Annotated in this window: 24 protein-coding genes; 13 read left to right on the forward strand and 11 right to left on the reverse strand. The window is 64.3% G+C overall.

Annotated elements, in window-relative coordinates; translation table 11 throughout:
* Nucleotides 1-365 precede the first annotated feature (365 nt).
* Nucleotides 366-806 carry a hypothetical protein gene (locus BRSPCE3_RS16145; RefSeq protein ID WP_244066865.1) on the reverse strand — a complete coding sequence of 147 codons (441 nt, stop codon included), beginning with the start codon at nt 804-806 and terminating at the stop codon, nt 366-368.
* A gap of 241 nt (nt 807-1,047) precedes the next feature.
* Between BRSPCE3_RS16145 and BRSPCE3_RS16150 the strand changes: the two genes are divergently transcribed.
* Entirely contained in the window at nt 1,048-1,302 is a 255-nt protein-coding gene (locus BRSPCE3_RS16150) for a hypothetical protein (protein ID WP_244066866.1), read from the forward strand.
* An 83-nt stretch (nt 1,303-1,385) separates the two neighbouring features.
* On the opposite strand, the gene BRSPCE3_RS16155 is transcribed toward BRSPCE3_RS16150, so the two are convergent.
* Nucleotides 1,386-1,859, reverse strand: coding sequence for a hypothetical protein (locus tag BRSPCE3_RS16155; RefSeq protein ID WP_244066868.1), 474 nt, complete (start codon nt 1,857-1,859; stop codon nt 1,386-1,388).
* Nucleotides 1,860-1,983: 124 nt separating this feature from the next.
* Here BRSPCE3_RS16155 and BRSPCE3_RS16160 point away from each other — a divergent pair, with 124 nt between their 5' ends.
* Together BRSPCE3_RS16160 and BRSPCE3_RS16165 are read left to right on the forward strand one after the other, a co-directional pair.
* Nucleotides 1,984-2,751: an SDR family NAD(P)-dependent oxidoreductase gene (locus BRSPCE3_RS16160; RefSeq protein WP_244066870.1), complete on the forward strand. Its 768-nt coding sequence runs from the start codon at nt 1,984-1,986 to the stop codon at nt 2,749-2,751.
* A 169-nt stretch (nt 2,752-2,920) separates the two neighbouring features.
* Nucleotides 2,921-3,181, forward strand: coding sequence for a helix-turn-helix domain-containing protein (locus BRSPCE3_RS16165; protein ID WP_016840962.1), 261 nt, complete (start codon nt 2,921-2,923; stop codon nt 3,179-3,181).
* A gap of 1 nt (nt 3,182) precedes the next feature.
* Here BRSPCE3_RS16165 and BRSPCE3_RS16170 read toward each other — a convergent pair whose 3' ends face one another.
* Nucleotides 3,183-4,157 (reverse strand): hypothetical protein, encoded by a 975-nt coding sequence (locus BRSPCE3_RS16170; protein ID WP_244066872.1) that lies wholly within the window; start codon nt 4,155-4,157, stop codon nt 3,183-3,185.
* A gap of 129 nt (nt 4,158-4,286) precedes the next feature.
* Here BRSPCE3_RS16170 and BRSPCE3_RS16175 point away from each other — a divergent pair, with 129 nt between their 5' ends.
* On the forward strand, nt 4,287-4,823 hold the full coding sequence (locus tag BRSPCE3_RS16175) for a collagen-like protein (RefSeq protein WP_244066874.1): 537 nt from the start codon (nt 4,287-4,289) through the stop codon (nt 4,821-4,823).
* Between the two features lie 54 nt (nt 4,824-4,877).
* Here BRSPCE3_RS16175 and BRSPCE3_RS16180 read toward each other — a convergent pair whose 3' ends face one another.
* Nucleotides 4,878-5,105 carry a hypothetical protein gene (locus tag BRSPCE3_RS16180; protein ID WP_244066875.1) on the reverse strand — a complete coding sequence of 76 codons (228 nt, stop codon included), beginning with the start codon at nt 5,103-5,105 and terminating at the stop codon, nt 4,878-4,880.
* An 83-nt stretch (nt 5,106-5,188) separates the two neighbouring features.
* The gene (locus tag BRSPCE3_RS16185; protein WP_244066877.1) at nt 5,189-5,455 is read right to left on the reverse strand and encodes a DUF2277 domain-containing protein; all 267 of its coding nucleotides are present in this window, start codon (nt 5,453-5,455) and stop codon (nt 5,189-5,191) included.
* Between the two features lie 119 nt (nt 5,456-5,574).
* On the opposite strand from BRSPCE3_RS16185, the gene BRSPCE3_RS16190 reads away from it, so the two are divergent.
* Nucleotides 5,575-5,820, forward strand: a complete 246-nt coding sequence (locus BRSPCE3_RS16190) for a DUF2188 domain-containing protein (RefSeq protein WP_016840968.1) — start codon at nt 5,575-5,577, stop codon at nt 5,818-5,820.
* Nucleotides 5,821-5,859: 39 nt separating this feature from the next.
* Here BRSPCE3_RS16190 and BRSPCE3_RS16195 read toward each other — a convergent pair whose 3' ends face one another.
* Nucleotides 5,860-6,549, reverse strand: coding sequence for a helix-turn-helix transcriptional regulator (locus BRSPCE3_RS16195; protein WP_244066881.1), 690 nt, complete (start codon nt 6,547-6,549; stop codon nt 5,860-5,862).
* A 137-nt stretch (nt 6,550-6,686) separates the two neighbouring features.
* Between BRSPCE3_RS16195 and BRSPCE3_RS16200 the strand changes: the two genes are divergently transcribed.
* From BRSPCE3_RS16200 to BRSPCE3_RS16215, 4 genes are all read left to right on the forward strand, one after another.
* Nucleotides 6,687-7,088, forward strand: coding sequence for a nuclear transport factor 2 family protein (locus BRSPCE3_RS16200; RefSeq protein ID WP_244066883.1), 402 nt, complete (start codon nt 6,687-6,689; stop codon nt 7,086-7,088).
* A 111-nt stretch (nt 7,089-7,199) separates the two neighbouring features.
* A complete protein-coding gene (locus BRSPCE3_RS16205) occupies nt 7,200-8,261 on the forward strand; it encodes an alpha/beta fold hydrolase (protein ID WP_244067258.1) in 1,062 nt (353 codons plus the stop codon).
* A 160-nt stretch (nt 8,262-8,421) separates the two neighbouring features.
* The gene (locus tag BRSPCE3_RS16210) at nt 8,422-8,775 is read left to right on the forward strand and encodes a hypothetical protein (RefSeq protein WP_244066886.1); all 354 of its coding nucleotides are present in this window, start codon (nt 8,422-8,424) and stop codon (nt 8,773-8,775) included.
* A 224-nt stretch (nt 8,776-8,999) separates the two neighbouring features.
* Nucleotides 9,000-9,398: a hypothetical protein gene (locus BRSPCE3_RS16215; RefSeq protein ID WP_244066888.1), complete on the forward strand. Its 399-nt coding sequence runs from the start codon at nt 9,000-9,002 to the stop codon at nt 9,396-9,398.
* Between the two features lie 99 nt (nt 9,399-9,497).
* Here the strand turns inward: BRSPCE3_RS16215 and bfr are convergent, their stop codons facing one another.
* Together bfr and BRSPCE3_RS16225 are read right to left on the reverse strand one after the other, a co-directional pair.
* Nucleotides 9,498-9,986 (reverse strand): bacterioferritin, encoded by a 489-nt coding sequence (gene bfr, locus BRSPCE3_RS16220; protein WP_244066890.1) that lies wholly within the window; start codon nt 9,984-9,986, stop codon nt 9,498-9,500.
* A gap of 222 nt (nt 9,987-10,208) precedes the next feature.
* Nucleotides 10,209-10,484: a bacterioferritin-associated ferredoxin gene (locus tag BRSPCE3_RS16225; protein WP_212017922.1), complete on the reverse strand. Its 276-nt coding sequence runs from the start codon at nt 10,482-10,484 to the stop codon at nt 10,209-10,211.
* A gap of 387 nt (nt 10,485-10,871) precedes the next feature.
* On the opposite strand from BRSPCE3_RS16225, the gene BRSPCE3_RS16230 reads away from it, so the two are divergent.
* Together BRSPCE3_RS16230 and BRSPCE3_RS16235 are read left to right on the forward strand one after the other, a co-directional pair.
* Nucleotides 10,872-11,177, forward strand: coding sequence for a hypothetical protein (locus BRSPCE3_RS16230; RefSeq protein ID WP_050422015.1), 306 nt, complete (start codon nt 10,872-10,874; stop codon nt 11,175-11,177).
* 236 nt (nt 11,178-11,413) lie between these two features.
* Nucleotides 11,414-11,698, forward strand: coding sequence for a hypothetical protein (locus BRSPCE3_RS16235; protein ID WP_029084043.1), 285 nt, complete (start codon nt 11,414-11,416; stop codon nt 11,696-11,698).
* 85 nt (nt 11,699-11,783) lie between these two features.
* Here the strand turns inward: BRSPCE3_RS16235 and BRSPCE3_RS16240 are convergent, their stop codons facing one another.
* From BRSPCE3_RS16240 to ettA, 3 genes are all read right to left on the reverse strand, one after another.
* On the reverse strand, nt 11,784-12,986 hold the full coding sequence (locus BRSPCE3_RS16240) for a lytic murein transglycosylase (RefSeq protein ID WP_244067259.1): 1,203 nt from the start codon (nt 12,984-12,986) through the stop codon (nt 11,784-11,786).
* Between the two features lie 252 nt (nt 12,987-13,238).
* Entirely contained in the window at nt 13,239-13,823 is a 585-nt protein-coding gene (locus BRSPCE3_RS16245; RefSeq protein ID WP_244066891.1) for a TIGR00645 family protein, read from the reverse strand.
* A gap of 164 nt (nt 13,824-13,987) precedes the next feature.
* Nucleotides 13,988-15,637: an energy-dependent translational throttle protein EttA gene (ettA, locus tag BRSPCE3_RS16250; RefSeq protein ID WP_244066892.1), complete on the reverse strand. Its 1,650-nt coding sequence runs from the start codon at nt 15,635-15,637 to the stop codon at nt 13,988-13,990.
* A 272-nt stretch (nt 15,638-15,909) separates the two neighbouring features.
* Between ettA and BRSPCE3_RS16255 the strand changes: the two genes are divergently transcribed.
* Both BRSPCE3_RS16255 and BRSPCE3_RS16260 read left to right on the forward strand, forming a co-directional pair.
* Nucleotides 15,910-16,152 carry a hypothetical protein gene (locus BRSPCE3_RS16255; RefSeq protein ID WP_244066894.1) on the forward strand — a complete coding sequence of 81 codons (243 nt, stop codon included), beginning with the start codon at nt 15,910-15,912 and terminating at the stop codon, nt 16,150-16,152.
* A 126-nt stretch (nt 16,153-16,278) separates the two neighbouring features.
* Complete coding sequence (locus tag BRSPCE3_RS16260; protein ID WP_244066895.1) at nt 16,279-17,241, forward strand: D-2-hydroxyacid dehydrogenase family protein; 963 nt, start codon at nt 16,279-16,281, stop codon at nt 17,239-17,241.
* The last annotated feature ends 26 nt before the right edge of the window (nt 17,242-17,267 follow it).

The raw sequence follows: 17,267 nt of genomic DNA on the forward strand, positions 1-17,267 counted from the left end.
CTGACAAAATATCGAAAACAACCCCATGCACAGTAGCCGGCGGTAGCCGGCGCGCGACTTGACACGTCGGGCAACTCACGGGTACGCTTCCAATATTCCGAAATTGCGCAGGCGCACGCCGGCCCTGGGGTCATTTCCGTTCCGATGAATCGGAGTGGGGCGATAATGCTCTCCCTCCGTCATCCCCGCGCAATGGCCATGCCATTGTCGCTGGAGGTGCGAGCGAAGCGAGCCTCGAAGGATCGACGGCCCCGCTGGTGGCCGATTCATCCTTCGAGACGGCCGCGTTGCGGCCCCCTCAGGATGACGGGGATGGTGTGAATCCGGCTCGACGATCAGCTGTCGCTAGTGCCGCTCCACATCGTCTACTGCATCGTGATCGCAAGGCCGCTCAGATCGGCGTTGGCCATCAGGCCGACCTGGTGGCCGGTCAGCTCGAGCACCGCGCCCTTCTGGTTGGTCAGCACGATCGCACGCGCACCGCGGCCGACCGCAAGCCCCGCGCCCGCTGCGCCGTAGACGCCGGCAACATCCGACGGACGATTGATGTTGCTGACGCGGCCGCGCAGCACGGTCTTCGAGCCGCCGAACACCAGGCCGTAATCGAGACCGCCGGTGGACAGCCGATAGGAGCGGCCGCGGAAGGTCAGCACGCCGCTGCCGCCGGAGCCGCCGATGATCCATCCGGCCTTGTAGATCGTGAGCGTCACGAAGCCGCTGTCGGCACGAGCGGCGGTGGAGAAGGCCGCACCCGTGAAGGCCATCAGTGCGACCAGCGCGGTGCGAAGCGTTGATGAAAGTTTCATGTGTGGTCTCCCCAAGATCTGCTCACATCGATTTACTCACGTCGATTTGCCCGCGTCGCGACGCGGGCACGAATCGCAACGCGCCGACTGTAGCAAGCGCACAATCCGGCGCAATTTGGCACAGCACCGGCGTTGAACCTGTTCCCGGGGTTGCAACACTCACTGCATGTCCGGGGCGATCGGCCCCTGAGCTCCAGGACTGCCCCCGCGGAGCATACATATTTCAAACCGGAGATTTTCGATGCGTCGTCTTGCGATTGCCTGCGCCACCATTGCCGCCACCGTGTCCGTGCTTGCCGCCGCAAGCCCGGCCAGCGCCAACCCCTATCATCTGATCCGCTGGCAGGACACCGGCTTCTGCCAGATCTGGGACCAGAGCATTCCGACCACGCCGTGGCCGGGAAACTTCGCCGTCGTCAGCGAGGAGCTGCCGACCTTCGACGCCGCGTTCAGCTACAAGACCGGCCTGCTCAACAACGGCACCTGCTCGTTCTGAGCCACCGTTAGTCGATCGCGCACAGGGCGGACACGCGGCAACAGCGCGGCGTCCGCCCTTGTGCTGTCAGGCCCGATCGTGCGTCAGTGATGCTTGATCAGCGCGTCGCGCGCGGCGGCGAGTTCGAGGAACGCCGCGCCGTTGCCGCCGCCGTCGGGATGCACCGTCTTGGCGGCGCGCTTGAACGCCTGCTGGATTTCGGTCGCCGCCAGATGGCGGCCGAACGGCAGGCCGAGCAATTGCCGGTAGCGCTCATCCTGCGTCAGCATCTTCGGCGTCAAGCCGCGCCGACCGAATTGCGGCGCCGACAGCATGTGCAGCGCATCGTTGACGATGCCGAGACGGCGCAGCGCCATCGATCTGGTCCGGCGGTCGGCCGATTTCAGCGCCGCCTGGCGCAGGATCGGCAGCACCTGTGCGGCGGCTTGCCGCAGCGTCTCGTCGATATCGGTCGTGGCGATCTCGGCGATCATTTTCGCCATCTCGCGATAGTCGGGATCCGGCGCCGCGCAGCAGCGCTCGATCGCAACTTTCCAGTGTCTGATATGCGGGTCCATGATCGGTCCGTACTGTCATCCGAATCCGGATAACAGCAACGCGCAAACACGGCTTGGCGTTTCGGTTGGCGCAGTTTTGAATAGTGTTGTCGACAACGCTCACAAATCAGAACGAGGAAACGCCATGGCCCTTCTCGACAATCACATCGCCGTCATTACCGGTGCAGGCTCCGGCATCGGACGCGCCATCGCACTGGGCTACGGCCGCGAGGGCGCGCGCGTGGTGCTGCTCGACATGAACGGCGATGCGGCGGCGGAAGCGGCCAAAGAGATCCGCAACGCCGGCGGCAAGGCCGACAGCTTTGCGCTCGACGTCACCAATCGCGACGCCTGCATCGCGATGGCGAAGCAGGTGGCCGACAAGGTCGGACCGGTCTCGATCCTGGTCAACAATGCCGGCATCGCGCGCCGCAACGGCATGCTCGGCACCGATGAAGCCGTGATCAAGGATTGGGAAGACATCATCTCGATCAACCTCACCGGCGTCTTCAACGTGACGCATTCGTTCCTCGCGCCGCTGCGCAACAACAAGGGACGCATCGTCAATATCGGTTCAATCCAGTCGTTCGTGCATCTGCGCACGCCGAGTTCGCCGGCCTATACCGCCTCCAAGCACGGCGTGCTCGGTTTCACCAAGGCGCTGGCCGCCGAGCTCGGCAAGGACGGCGTGCGCGTCAATGCGATCGGGCCTGGGTTCATCGAGACGCCGCTGAACGAGAAGGTGCGCGCCACCAATCCCGACCTCGTGAAAGTCTTCATGGACCACACCCCGCTCGGCCGCTCCGGCAAGCCGGAGGACATCGTCGGACCCGCGATCTTCCTTGCCTCCGATCTCTCGGCCTATGTCTCGGGATCGATCGTGATGGTCGATGGCGGTTACCGGACATTGTGACGGATGGAACCGCAATCGTGGCGATTTCTGGGTATTTTGCTTACAAAGCAGGGAGTTAGCGGCGCGTTAAGGACCTGTTAACCAAACCGTCCCACCGTGGATCTACGGGGTAGTTGGTTCTCGATGTCTGCGCCTCATCGACGAGGCGGGCGTTGATCGGGAGGAGTTCATGTCTTACGCGTCCACCGTACCGTCGCCGGAAGCATTGCTGCCGTCGCTGGCTCCGAATGAAATCGTCCCATTGCTGATCGGCGCGACCGTCGATGAAGTCGAGCGCGAACTGGTGCTGCAAACGCTCGCGCGTTGCGACGGCAACCGCACCCGCGCCGCGCGCGTGCTCGGACTGTCGGTCCGGACCTTGCGGAACAAGATCCGCGAATATTCGGCCGACGGCATCGACGTGCCGCTGAGCGAACACGCCGCGGCCTAGCTCAGATCGGCAGCTCGATCGCAAGATGCCGCCAGCGCGACAGCAGCGCGCTGTCGGCGTTACCGAGGCAACGTACGAGACGCACGTCGGCCGCCGCGATCCGTTGCAGCGTCTCGGCCACCAGCGCGGTCGCATAGTCCCAATAGGCGCGCCGGCCGCTCGGATCCGCCGCGACCAGGGATTTTGCCAGGATCTCGACATAGATCGCGGTGACGGCCTTGTGCCACAGCGGCCCAGCGCGCGTTTCCACGGAAGGTGTGCCGGTCCGCGCCTGCCACATCAGCCAGTAATTGTCTTCGCCGCCTGCCCACTCCGATGCGGGCTGGGACGGATCAAGACATGGCGAACGGCATGACAACGGCCGCACGGTGCGCGCATCAGAGAACACCGAATAGCCGAGCTTGTCGTACCAGCCGACGCGGAGCAATCTGCGGATCGCGGCCTGCTCATCCGCCGCGAGCTGCCGCCTGCCCGTCCGCTCGAGATCCGCGATGGTCGCTTCCAGAAGATCGCGATCGAACGGCTCGACCTCGAGCACCACGCCGATATTGCGCGGAAACAGCGCATCGAGCATGCCGAGCATCTCGCGATAGAACGCGCGCGCCAGGCCGCCGCCGCGCCACGTCTTCGCGATGCCGACATGGTTGCAAAAGATCAGCTCGCTTGCGTGATCGTAGGTGAAGAAGCCGAGCCCGATCGCGCGCCCGGCGGCGCGCAGGATGAAGCAGCGCGAGTCGAGACGATAGGACATCTCGTGGCCGCCGACACTGAACTGCCGCCGCGCGCCGACATCGTCGGACAGCAGCCAGCGCACGATGTCGTCGGGGCTGTCGCGCTCGCTCGCGGGAAACAGCTCGGCATAGAGATCGAGCACGCCGGTGCCGCGAAAGCTCGCTTCGTCAAGGACATCGCGTCGCGTCACGACGATGTCGAGCGGTTGCGATCCTTCGCCGTAGCTGCCGTCCAGAACCCGCAACACATCCTCCGTCACAATCGTCGCATCGAATTATGACTGTTGATCGCTCGCATCGGCGCCTTCAGGCAGAATTGAAGCGGTCGTCCAACCTCTGTTACAAGCGGCTTCACATCGCGACGGAGCATATCAGTGGCTGACGAGACAACTTCCCGCCAGGGGGCACGAGGCGCACAGGGGCCGCAGGGCCGTCAGGGCGAGCCGGGAAAGCCCGGACCGCAAGGACATCCGGGGCGACCGGGGCCGGAAGGTGCGCGCGGCAAGCCGGGTCCACAGGGCAAGGCGGGCGTGGTCGGAAAGGCCGGTCCCCAGGGCAAGCCGGGCGCGCAAGGCAAGGCAGGCGCGCAGGGTCCACGCGGCGAAGCCGGTGCACAGGGGCCGCAAGGTCCGGCGGGACCGCGCGGTGAAGCCGGACCGCCCGGCCAATTGCCGTCGATCGAGCAGGTGATGCCGTGGCTGCACATGATCTTCGACGCCTGGGAAGACTACAAGCGCACCAGGGAGCGTGAGGCCGCAGAGCTTGCCGAGCGAGAAGCCGCGGAGCTCGCCGAGCGCGCGGCCGCCGAAGCGATCGCCCTCGATGTCGACGCGATCGACTTTGCCGATGATGACGACGAGGACGACGATCACAAGAAAAAGAAGAAGCACCGCAAGAAGGACAAGAAGTGACCCGTCCTGTCATCGCGCGAAGACACGGCCGGCGAAATCCGTGTCGCGCAATGCTCAGCGCTCGGCGCCCGGCGAGGTCGGAGGATCGGATGGCCGGGCGAGCCGCATCAGCTGGAACACCCAGCGCATCGCGTAGTACCAGGCGACGCCCGCGAACGCTCCGCATGCCGACAGGATGATGACGTTGGCGAGGTCGATCGTGCCGCTCGACCACAGCATGCCGCAGGTCCAGAGCACGGCAAACGCAATCGAACAGACTATAAGCAGGGCGGCGGGCTTCATGGGGTGGCTCCAGGTCGGCTGAACGACCATGCTGCCCGGAAACGTGACGCGGTACCGTGACCTGCGTCACGGTATGCCTCGCCTCAGCCGAACCGCAGCCGCGAACGCTCCCTCGCCTTCTCCGCCTCGACCTCGCGATCGCGCGCCGGCGCCGCGGTCTGCAACGAGATCAGCAGCTTGCGCGCGGCGTCCGAGACCTCGGTCACGGCAAGGTTGAAGGCGGCCTCATTGGACTGCGACGGCTTGTTGAAGCCACTCAGCTTGCGCACGAATTGCAACGCCGAGGCGTGGATCTCGTCCTCGGTAGCGGGCGGCTCGAAGTTGAACAGCGTCTTGATGTTACGGCACATGTCGGTCTCCCTCGCCCCCACGGTCGGGCGGCTCTCTCCAAGACGATCGGCTGCTGCAAAATACGACATCGTGGTCTATTCTGGCAGCCTCATCGTCCACGGCGGAAGCGAGGTTCCGGATGAGCCACGTGATCTACAAGGTGGTCCAGCACGACGGCGGCTGGGCCTATACCGTCAACGGGGTGTTCTCGGAACCGTTTCCAACCCATGCCGCGGCCCTTGCCGCCGCCCGGCGCGCCGCCAACGAACAGCGCGTTCCCGGGCGCACCGAGGCGATCCAGTACGAGACCTCGGACGGCAAATGGCTGACCGAAACCGCCTCCGGCAATGACCGCCCGGAGACCGAGGTCGAGGACGGCCGCTAGGGCGGGACTTTTCCGGATCATGCTCTAGCTCGCGCGGCTTCAGAACGGGATCTGCACGCCGAGCCGATCGAAGAAGGCCCGCCCGCGATCGGTGATCCGCAACGCGCGCGGAATCCGATGCGGCGCAACGGCGCGGATCTCGACCAGCCGCGCCAGCACGGCATTGGCGAACGGACCGGCGAGATGCGGCACCCGCTCGGTCCAGTCGTTGCAGAGCCGCAGATGCGGTTGCCGCGCCGGATCGAAATCGATTGCTTCGGCCTGGCACCAGGCCAGCCCCTGCTCGGTCACGCGCCCCTCGCGGCCCTCGACGATGACGAGGCGGCGGCGGATCAGCGCATTCGACAGCAGCACGCCGAGCTGGCCCGCAAGGTGATGGTAGCAGGTGCGCGATTGCCTGAGCTGCTCGGCCGGCATCGCACGCTTGCGCCCCGGCGCGGCTTTCGCCGCGAGATCGACCAGGTTCTCGATCAGCGCCGCGACGTCGTCGTCCCTGATCCTGTAATATCTGAACCTGCCCTGGGCCCACACCGACAGCACGCGGGCATCGACCAGCTTCTGCAGATGCGCGCTGGCGCCTTGCGGAGAAATGCCGGCAACCGCGGCAAGCTCGCCCGCAGGCAGCGCCTTGCCGTCGGCCAGTGCGCTCACCATCGCCTCGCGCGCCGGATCGCCCAATGCCTCGGCGATCCGCGAAAATCCCGTCTGCACCGATTGGGGTGATCCCACCGTCGTCCTCCAGATCACGCCGGAACGTCCTACCGACATTCGCGACGTTGCGGAACTCATTTCAGATTTTCCTGAAACGTCACGATGACCGCTTCCGATCAAATCGGTGCAGTTCAACCGAATGCAAGGGAACAGTCATGACTGCCGGCAGCAACGACGCGGAACGCATCTACAGGCTCTGGGACCAGGCCCTCGGCAACAAGGATCTCGAGGCGGCGCTGGTGCTCTATGCGCCCGACGCCTCGATCGAGAGCCCGCTGGTCCAGCATCTGATGCAAACCAAAGACGGCATCGTCAGCGGCCGGGATGCGTTGCGCGAGTTCATCACGCGCGTGTTCCGTACCAATCCGCCGCAACGGCGGCGCTTCAAGCAGGGCTTCTTCAGCGACGGCCGGATCCTGACCTGGGAATATCCGCGCCAGTCTCCGGACGGCGACCAGATGGATCTCGTCGAGGTGATGGAGATCGAGGACGGCCTGATCCAGCGTCACCGTGTCTATTGGGGATGGTATGCGCTCAACGTGCTGAAGGCGAGTTAACCGGACACTTGTGCGTCAAGCGCGCGGCGCAGCTCTCGGACAACGCTTTCCCTCATGCTAGGCTTGCACCGAAGCGGCTGGACAAACACGCCGCGGGTGGGAAGAAGCATGATGTTCCGTTGGTGCGCGGCGCTTGTGGCCGCTCTCGTCTCGATGTCGGTACCGGCCATGGCTGCAGATTATCCCGCCCCGCAGGATGGCGAGTGGATCGCGAAAGACTTCAAGTTCCATAGCGGCGAGGTGATGCCGGAATTGCGGCTGCACTACACCACGGTCGGCGCACCGACCGGACAGCCGGTGCTGGTGCTGCACGGCTCCGGCGGCTCGGCCGCCAGCATGCTGACGCCGACCTTTGCCGGCCAATTGTTCGGCCCGGGCCAGCCGCTCGACGCGACCAAGTATTACATCATCATCCCCGACGGCATCGGCCACGGCAAATCGTCGAAGCCGTCGGATGCGATGCGGACCAGCTTTCCGAAATACGACTACAACGACATGGTCGACGCGCAGTACCGGCTCGTCACCGAAGGGCTCGGCATCAAGCATCTGCGGCTCGTGATCGGCAATTCGATGGGCGGCATGCACACCTGGATCTGGGGCGTGCGCTATCCGCAGATGATGGACGCGCTGGTGCCGATGGCCTCGCAGCCGACGGCGATGGCGGCGCGCAACTGGATCCTGCGGCGGACGATGCTGGACACGATCCGCAACGATCCCGACTACAACAACGGCAACTACATCAGCCCGCCGCGGATGATGAAATACGCCGTCGCCGCCTATCGCTTCGCCAGCGCCGGCGGCACGCTCGGCTACCAGACGCTGGCGCCATCGACGGCGCAGGCCGACAAGATGGTCGATGACCAGCTGGCATTGCCGGTCACCGCCGACGCCAACGACACCATCTACCAGTGGGAGGCCTCGCACGACTACGATCCGTCGGCAGGGATGGAGAAGATCGAGGCCACGCTGCTCGCGATCAACGCGGCCGACGATGAGCGCAATCCGCCGGAGACCGGCGTCACCGAGGCCGCGGTGAAGCGGATCAAGAACGGCAAGATCGATCTGATCCCGCCGAGCAGCGAGACACGCGGGCATCTCACGACGGGCGATGCCAGATTCTATGCCCGGCAATTGCAGGAATTGCTGCAGAGCGCGCCGCAGCGGACGATGTAGCGAGCGGGATCACGATTCCGCACTGCATCACACGGCACTGCGCGGCTTCGCTGATTCTTTGAGCATGCATCCCGCGCACGCTTCGTGCCTAATCGCGCAAACACCGGATTCGCGCGGCGCGATGCGCGGGTCACGCAGAAGTTTCCGCCGGAGGAAGGCAATGCGAAAGCTCATGCATGTCGCAGTGCTTGCGCCGCTCGTCGTCATGGCGGGCGCGGCGCTGGCGTTCGACAATGGCCAATACGACAACGTGCCGCCGGATATCCGCGCCTGGTTCAAGAGCGTGATCGCGCCGAATGGCGTGCCGTGCTGCGACATCTCCGATGGGCATCGCACGAGCTATGACGTGCGCAACGGCGCCTATTGGGTGCCGATCGAAGGCGAGTGGATGATGGTGCCGGAGCGCGCCGTGATCCGCGATCGCGGCAACCCGGTCGGCGAGGCCGTCGTGTGGTACGTGCGCCACCGCGGCAGCATCATCATCAGCTGCTTCGTTCCGGCGGACGCCGCCTGAACGGCGCCTGCCGTCTGCGCACGACGCCGCGCGCGAGATCGCGCCAATTTGAGACAATTACTCCTTGTTAACCTTACTTTTTAACCAATAATTAAGGATGAGTTTGCGGGCGCTACGCGGCCCGGCCTAGCGTCCGCACAATGCTCCGTAACCGCGAGTTGGTGCGCGCCATGCCCCTTCGAACAATGGCCTATCGAACAAGCGGGGCGCTGATGGCGTCCCTGATGGCTTTCCTTGTGGCTTCCCTTGGCGCCGCAGCGCTGCTGCTCGCTGTCTCGACCGAGACCCATGCGAGATCCGGAATCGCGCCGCGCGGCACGTTCTCCTCGCACCATCCGGCGTTCCGCCATCATGTCCGGACGCCAGGCATCGTGTTGCCGGGGACCAGCGGATATTACGACGACGCCGTCGCCGGCGTGCCCTTCGCCGCCGAGGTCCCGGCGCCGGCCTCGAACGACGTCCGTTACACCTACACCCAGGACGTGCCGTGGGACTGGGCGCATCGCTATCCGCCGGCCGTGGTGCCGTCGGATCGGCCCTATGTGTCGAGCTGCCCGACCGAGAGCGTCACGGTGCCCGGCCGCGGCGGCGACCGCACCATCAACATCATCCGGTGCTACTGACGGCCACCGCAGCAATCCGGATCGCGAAAGCAAAAGAGGCCGCCCGCAAGGACGGCCTCTCGCATTTCAGGCGCCGCTCTCCGCGCGCGAAGCAGCCGCTCAGGACTCCTCGCCCTTGAGATGGCCGACGTGCTTCTGGGTGTAGAGCTCAAGACCAATGCGCTTGATCAGGTCGAGCTGGGTCTCGAGGAAGTCGATGTGATCTTCCTCGTCCTTCATCAGCTTCTCGAACAGGTCGCGGGTGACGTAGTCCTTGACGCCGTGGCAGTAGGTCGCCGCCTCCTGGTAGAGCGTGCGGGCGCCGATCTCGGCGGCCAGATCGGCCTCGATGATCTCCTTGACGTCCTGGCCGATCTTCAGCGGATCGAGCACCTGCAGGTTCGGGAAGCCGTCGAGGAACAGGATGCGATCGACGAATTTGTCGGCGTGCTCCATCTCCTCGATGGACTCCTTGCGCCAGACCTTGGCCATCTCCAGGAGGCCCCAATTGTTGAGCATCCGGTAATGCAGCCAGTACTGATTGATGGCGGTCAGTTCGCTGCGCAGCCCCTTGTTCAGATAATCGATGACCTTCGGGTCGCCTTGCATGATCCACTCCACCTGTCGTGGCCACCGTTGGCCACCTGAATTTAGAACGCTTCTAAGTCAGATTACCGGAGAGAGCAACCCTTCGCGGAAGCAGCGCGTGGATAACCGGATTCGGATGGATCGGCAGAGGCTAAGGCGTTCCGGCGACGGCAAAGCCGGTTCGCGGGGAAGAAAACGCGTCGAAACGGGAGCTGGAGCTTCGGTTCGGACCCGAAGATTGACTTAGCAGGCCGCGAGCGCGAATTCGGTGGCCGGCTCGGCGTCTTCGTTGGCGGCGTGGGGATGGCCGCTGTGGGGGCAGCCGGAGCAGCAGGCCTTGGCGCAGGGACCGAGCGCCTCGTCGATGATGGCCTTGATGGTGCGCGCGCAGCGGCCGCATTCGGCACTGCAGCCGAGGCAGCCGTACACCTGCTTGGCATTTCGGGTCACGGACCCACCGCCATTGACGGCGTTGCGGACATCGTGGTCGCTGAGGACGTTACAGGAACAGACAATCATCAGAGAAGGCAGGGTCCAACGGGTGATGCTTGCCAATATGGATATTGTCGGCGCCCGCGGGATGCAAAAGGAAAAAGCAGTTCTTGTAGCAATTCCAAACTGATGCGGGATTCATATTGGAATGAATCTAAATCGGCCGGCCCGGGCTTTCGGGAATACCAAGCCCGCCGGGCCGGTCTGGCAGGCCCAATTCCCGCTGCCGTCGCCGCGAACCGCGGCGAGCACCTGCGCTCAGGCATGTGCGTTGCAAGATATTCCAAAAGCTGCAAGCATTTGGACGCGAATACGGCAGCGTCGTTCATTGATCATTCAAGCGGAATATGGAACCCTCAGGCGAGACAGATCGCCAACGCACGCTGTCCCTGCTCCCGTGAGAAAGGTGAGGTCATGAAGAAGACATTGCTGGCGCTTTGCGCCGCCGCCACTCTGGCGGTTTCGGCTGTGGCGGTGCCCGCCCCCGCCCAGGCACAACGCGGTGTCGCCGCCGGCGTCGCTGCGGGATTGATCGGCGGCGCCATCGTCGGTGGCGCGATCGCTTCGCAGAACGGCTATTACGGTCCGGGCTATGGCTACTACGCGCCCGGTCCGGCCTATGTCGCCGAGCCCGGTTACGGCCCCGACTGCTTCTGGCAGCGCCAGCGCTTCTGGGACGGCTACACCTGGCGCGTTCGCCGCGTCCGCGTGTGCGATTGATCGCCGTTCATCGAGATTAAATCGAACCAGATGTCCCGGAAAACCGACTGTTTGTCCGGGACGTCTGCTGTAGATGGCCAGAAAAAACCGCTTTTTTGCGCGATGAGCCTGCGGGCGTTTACTTTCGGTTGACTGTTCTGCGCTGTTTAGCAAGACAGCAGTTCGAGATCAGCGTGCGAGTCACCTCAACCCGGCGTCGGAGCACGACGCCACCACCTTCCAGGAGAGCCAAAGACATGAAGAAGACTTTAGCTGCCCTTGTCGCCGTTACCACGATTGCCGGTTCGCTGGCGGTTGCTCCGGCCGCCAAGGCTGGTGACGGCGGCGCCGTCGCGGCCGGCGTTGCCGGAGGCCTGATCGGCGGCGCCCTGCTCGGCGGCGCGATCGCGGGCGCTCGCCCGGCCCCGGTCTATGTTGCACCGGCCCCGACCTACGTCGAAGAAGCTCCGTGCCGCTGGGTGCGTGAGCGCTTCTGGGACGGCTACGGCTGGCGTTTCCGTCGCATCCAGGTTTGCGACTGATCGACCGACACGCTTTCAGCATCACACTCGAAAACCCGGCCTCGCGGCCGGGTTTTTGTTTTCCGTCACCGAGCGGACCTTGGGATCAGCGCTGCCCGTTCATCGCGCGCAGCACCGCCTCGCTCGGCCAGCAATCGACCTTCAGCCCGGCCTGCTTCTGATAGGCGCCGAGCGCCGCGCGGGTCTGCATCCCGGCCTTGCCGTCGAGCTTGTCCTTGTAGAGGCCGATCTTCGTCAGCTGCTGCTGCATCGCCTCGACATCGGCGGAGCGCAGCTGCTTCGACGCCGACCATGGCGTCGCGAACGGCTGCGGGCTCGTCATGCGGTCGGCGAGATGGCCGACGAACAGCACGTAGAGATCGGAGAAATTGTACTCCTTGATCACGAAATAGTTCGGCGTGGTCAGGAAGGCCGGACCGTAGATCCCTTCCGGCTGCAGCAGCGAGGCCGATTGCGCCTGCTCGGCGGCGCTGAGCTTCTCGCCGCGCACCGGCACGAAGCCTGCCCGCAGCCACTGGCCGATCGGTTTCGTCACCTCAGGCACGCCTGTCGTGCAATCGGCATTGGCGGGTGCCGTGACCTCGTAGGCCCAGCGCACGCCGGGCTGCCAGCCCTTGTTGACCAGCTGCTGCGCCGCGGAGGCGAGCGCGTCCGGCACCGAATGCCAGATGTCGACACGGCCGTCGCCGTCGAGATCGACGCCGTGCTTGTAATACTCCGACGGCAGGAACTGGGTGTAGCCGGTCGCCCCCGCCCAGGACGACCGCATCTCCTTGCGCGTCACCACACCCTCGCCGAGGATCTTCAGCGCCAGAATGAACTCGGTGCGGTACTGATCCTTGCGGCGGCCGACATAGGCCTGCGTCGCCACCACGCGCAGCGTGTCGTAGGGCAGCGAATAGCGGCCGTAGTCGGTTTCGCGGCCCCAGATCGCGAGCACGATCGTGGCGGGAACGCCGAACCGCTTCTCGATCGCATCGAGCGAGGAACGATGCTTCTGCAACAGCCGCTGCCCCTCCGCGGCAAGCCGCGCGATCGAGGCTTCCTTGATGTAATCGGCCGGCACCTGCACGAACTCGGCCTGCGCCGGCGCGCCGGTCTTCGGACGTCCGGGCAGGATCAGGTCGGGCAGCTTGTAGTCGGGCTCGAGCGAGCGCGTCTCGCGATCGAAGGTTTCACGCGACACGCCGGCGGCCTCGGCTTCCGGCCATACCGAGGCGATGAACTGGGCGAACGCGGCGTCGGCGGCGTGCGAAGGTGACACGACGGCGGACGAGGATGCCAGCAGGAGCCCGAAGGCAAGCGCGCGGAGGAATGCCAAATGCAACGACCTGTTCACGCAGCGGTCCAACGGGCGCGCCCTTCGGCGAACACCCGCGATATCCAGTGCCGTGAGCCTTATCACGACACCGGATTGCTGTGAACCTTCAGCGGCCGCGCTAGAGCATGATCCGGAAAAGTGCGAAGCGGTTTTCCGAAAAGATCATGCTCAAACAAAGAGCTGAAGCGCGATGACGATACAACCTGATCTCATCGCGCTTTAATGCCCAACCTGCTGCTTGGCGCCTTCGATCGAGTCGTTCGACAGCTTGTCGACGATGGCGATGCCGATGGCCGACAGGATGAAGACGCAGTGGATGATGGTCTGCCACATCACGCCGGTCTCGGTATAGGTGCCCTTGCCGGACGACAGCGCGCCCGCCTCGATGAAGGTGCGCAGCAGATGGATCGAGGAGATGCCGATGATCGCCATCGCCAGCTTGATCTTCAGCACGCTGGCATTGACGTGGCTGAGCCATTCCGGCTCGTCCGGATGTCCCTGCAGATTGAGCCGCGAGACGAAGGTCTCGTAGCCGCCGACGATCACCATCACCAGCAGGTTCGAGATCATGACGACGTCGATCAGGCCGAGGACGGCGAGCATGATCTGCTGCTCGCTGAAGTCGAAGGCATGGGCGAACAGGTGCCACAGTTCCTTGAGGAACAGCACGACATAGACGCCCTGGGCGATGATCAGGCCGACATAGAGCGGCAGTTGCAGCCAGCGCGATCCGAAGATCAGCATCGGAACGGGACGCAGCGAGCGGCCCTTTAGAGGGGCACGCGCGTCGGAAACAGCGGACATGTTGGAGTGCTCGCGGAATTGAAATTGCGGAGCGCTCTATCTACGCAATCCCGCGCGCTTGAAAAGCGACAACTGGCCGCAGATTGCGCCGCGATGCCGTCACGATCCTGCAAAGGGGAACAACCGAGCGCGGCGCGATGGCCGCGTTCGACCGCTTGAACCGGTTACCGCGTCAGCTTCTTGTACTTCACGCGGTGCGGAATGATGCTGTCCTGGCCGAGCCGGCGCATCTTGTCCTTTTCATAATCCTGGAAGTTGCCCTCGAACCATTCGACGTGGCTGTCGCCCTCGAAGGCCAGGATGTGGGTCGCGATGCGGTCGAGGAACCAGCGATCATGGCTGATGATGACGGCGCAACCGGCGAAATCCTCCAGCGCCTCTTCCAGCGCGCGCAGCGTGTCGACGTCGAGGTCGTTGGTCGGTTCGTCGAGCAGCAGCACGTTGGCGCCCGACTTCAGCATCTTGGCGAGATGGACGCGGTTGCGTTCACCGCCGGACAGCGCGCCGACCTTCTTCTGCTGGTCGGCGCCCTTGAAGTTGAACGACGAGCAATAGCCGCGCGAGTTGACTTCCTTCTTGCCGAGCAGGATCAGCTCGTTGTTGCCGGAGATCTCCTCCCACACCGTCTTCTTGCCGTCGAGCGCGTCGCGCGACTGGTCGACGTAGCCGAGATGAACGCTTTCGCCGACCGTGATGGAGCCCTTGTCCGGCTCCTCCTGCTTGGTGATCATCCGAAACAGCGTGGTCTTGCCGGCGCCGTTGGCACCGATCACGCCGACGATGCCGCCCGGCGGCAGCTTGAAGGTGAGATCGTCGATCAGCATGCGGTCGCCGAAGCCCTTGCTGAGGCCTTCGAAGTCGACGACGTTCTGGCCGAGACGCTCGGCCACCGGAATCGTGATCTGCGCGGTCTGGGTCTGCTTTTCGCTGGCCTGCTTCAGCAGATCCTCATAGCGCTGGTAGCGTGCCTTGGACTTGGCCTGACGCGCCTTTGGCGAGGACGCGATCCACTCCTGCTCGCGGGCCAGCGTCTTCTGATGCGCGGCATCTTCGCGACCTTCCTGCTCGAGCCGCTTCTGCTTCTGCACCAGCCAGGACGAGTAGTTGCCCTCGTAGGGGATGCCGCGGCCGCGATCGAGCTCGAGGATCCAGCTCGTGACGTTGTCGAGGAAGTAGCGATCGTGGGTGACGATCAGGATCGCGCCGGGATAGTTGCGCAGATGGCCTTCCAGCCACGACACCGACTCGGCGTCGAGATGGTTGGTCGGTTCGTCCAGCAGCAGCAATTCCGGCTGGTCGAGCAGCAGGCGGCACAGCGCGACGCGGCGGCGTTCACCGCCCGACAGTTTCGTGACGTCGGCATCGTCGGGCGGGCAGCGCAGCGCGTCCATCGCCTGGTCGACCTTGCTGTCGAGATCCCACAGGCCCTGCGCCTCGATCTCGTCCTGCAGCTTGGTCATCTCGTCGGCGGTCTCGTCCGAATAGTTGACGGCCAGCTCGTTGTAGCGGTCGAGGATCGCCTTCTGCTTGGCGACGCCCTGCATGACGTTCTCGCGAACCGAGAGCGTGGCATCGAGCTGCGGTTCCTGCTCGAGATAGCCGACGCGGGCGCCCTCGGCGACCCAGGCCTCGCCGTTATATTCCTTGTCGAGACCAGCCATGATCTTGAGCAGCGTCGACTTGCCCGAGCCGTTGACGCCGAGCACGCCGATCTTGGCGTCCGGGTAGAAGCTCAGATGGATGTTATCGAGCACTTTGCGGGTCGGGTACGCCTTGGTCAGACCCTGCATGAAATAGATGAACTGGCGCGCCATTCGCGGTCCCTGCAAACGAGAGGATTTTTGGAAATTTTGCTGCCGCCGATGTAACGGCCGGCCCCCGAAAGCGCAACCGCGGGGCGTGCGTTTTCCATCCGTTCACCACGTTGCGTCCATTCACCACGGGTGATTACGGGTTCGACACCATGTGTGCGCCGAATCACGACAATTGAAACCATCTTTTAATAAATCAGGCCAAAACTCGTTCGCAACGCCGGAAAACGGCGATTTTCGCGGCAGAACCGCGACCAAACAGTTGAGGCCACGTCATGGCTACCATTATTTCAGCACCCCTTTCGCGTCCGGCGATCAAAGGCGAGGCGACGCTGTTCGCCGAATTCCGCGCCTTCTGGCGGGCTTTCGTCGCCAAGGCTTTCCATCCCTATCGGCCGGAACTGCACTATATGCGCGGCCCGGGCCCGGCCTGCCGTGCCAAGCAATTGGCGCTCTCACCGGCCGTCCGGTCGATGCTCGCCGATATCCGGACCGCGAAGACGCGCAAACCATCCTGACCCGCGCGGCAATCGCCGCTTTTTGAAAGCGCGGCCGCTTGCGCGCCTGCCGATTGCGCGCGACCATGACGGGCATCCCGACGGTCGATCTCCCACCGTCGTCCTCACCCTGAATGGACCTTTCCGATGACGCGGCTCCGCTGTGCAATCCTCGACGACTATTTCGACATCGCGCTCTCGCTGGCCGACTGGCCGGCGATCGAGGATCGGGTCGAGGTCACCGTGTTCGACAAACCGTTCGCGAGCGAGGCGGAAGCAGCGGCCAAGCTGAAGGACTTCGAGATCATCTGCGCGATGCGCGAACGCACTCCGTTCCCGAAGAGCCTGCTCGACGCGTTGCCCAAGCTGAAGCTTCTGATCACGTCGGGCATGCGCAACGCCGCGATCGACATGGAGGCCGCCAAGGACCGCAAGGTGATGCTGTGCGGCACCCAGTATAGCCGCGATCCCACCGCGCCCCTGACCATGGGCCTGATCCTGGAATTGACCCGCGGCATCGGCCGCGAGAATGCGCGCATGCACGCCGGCGGTGCCTGGCAGACCTTTGCCGGCACCGAGATCGAGGGCAAGACGCTCGGCGTCATCGGCCTCGGCAAGCTCGGCAGCAAGGTCGCCGGCATGGCCAAGGCGTTCGGCATGAACGTGATTGCCTGGAGCCCCAACTTGACGCCGGAGAAGTGCAAGGAGGCCGGCGTCGGCTATGCCGGCAAGGACGAGCTGTTCGCGACATCAGACGTCATCACCATCCACGTGGTGCTGAGCCCGCGCTCGCGCGGGCTGGTGGGTGCCGCAGATCTCGCCCGCATGAAGCCATCGGCCTATCTCGTCAACACCGCGCGCGGGCCGATCGTCGACGAGGACGCCCTGCTTGTCGCGCTGCGTGAGAAGAAGATCGCCGGCGCCGGCATCGACGTGTTCTCGGTCGAGCCACTGCCGATCGATCACCCGCTCCGCAAGCTCGACAATGTCGTGATCACGCCGCATCTCGGCTACGCGACGCGCGAGAGCCTGCAGACGCATTATCAGCAGATGGTCGCGTGCATCGATGCCTTCACCAGGGGTGGCGAGCCGCCGCGGCGGCTCGCCTGAGCAGCGGACGTCCTCCGGCAACAAAA

This window comes from Bradyrhizobium sp. Ce-3 (assembly GCF_022835695.1).
Lineage (GTDB): Bacteria > Pseudomonadota > Alphaproteobacteria > Rhizobiales > Xanthobacteraceae > Bradyrhizobium.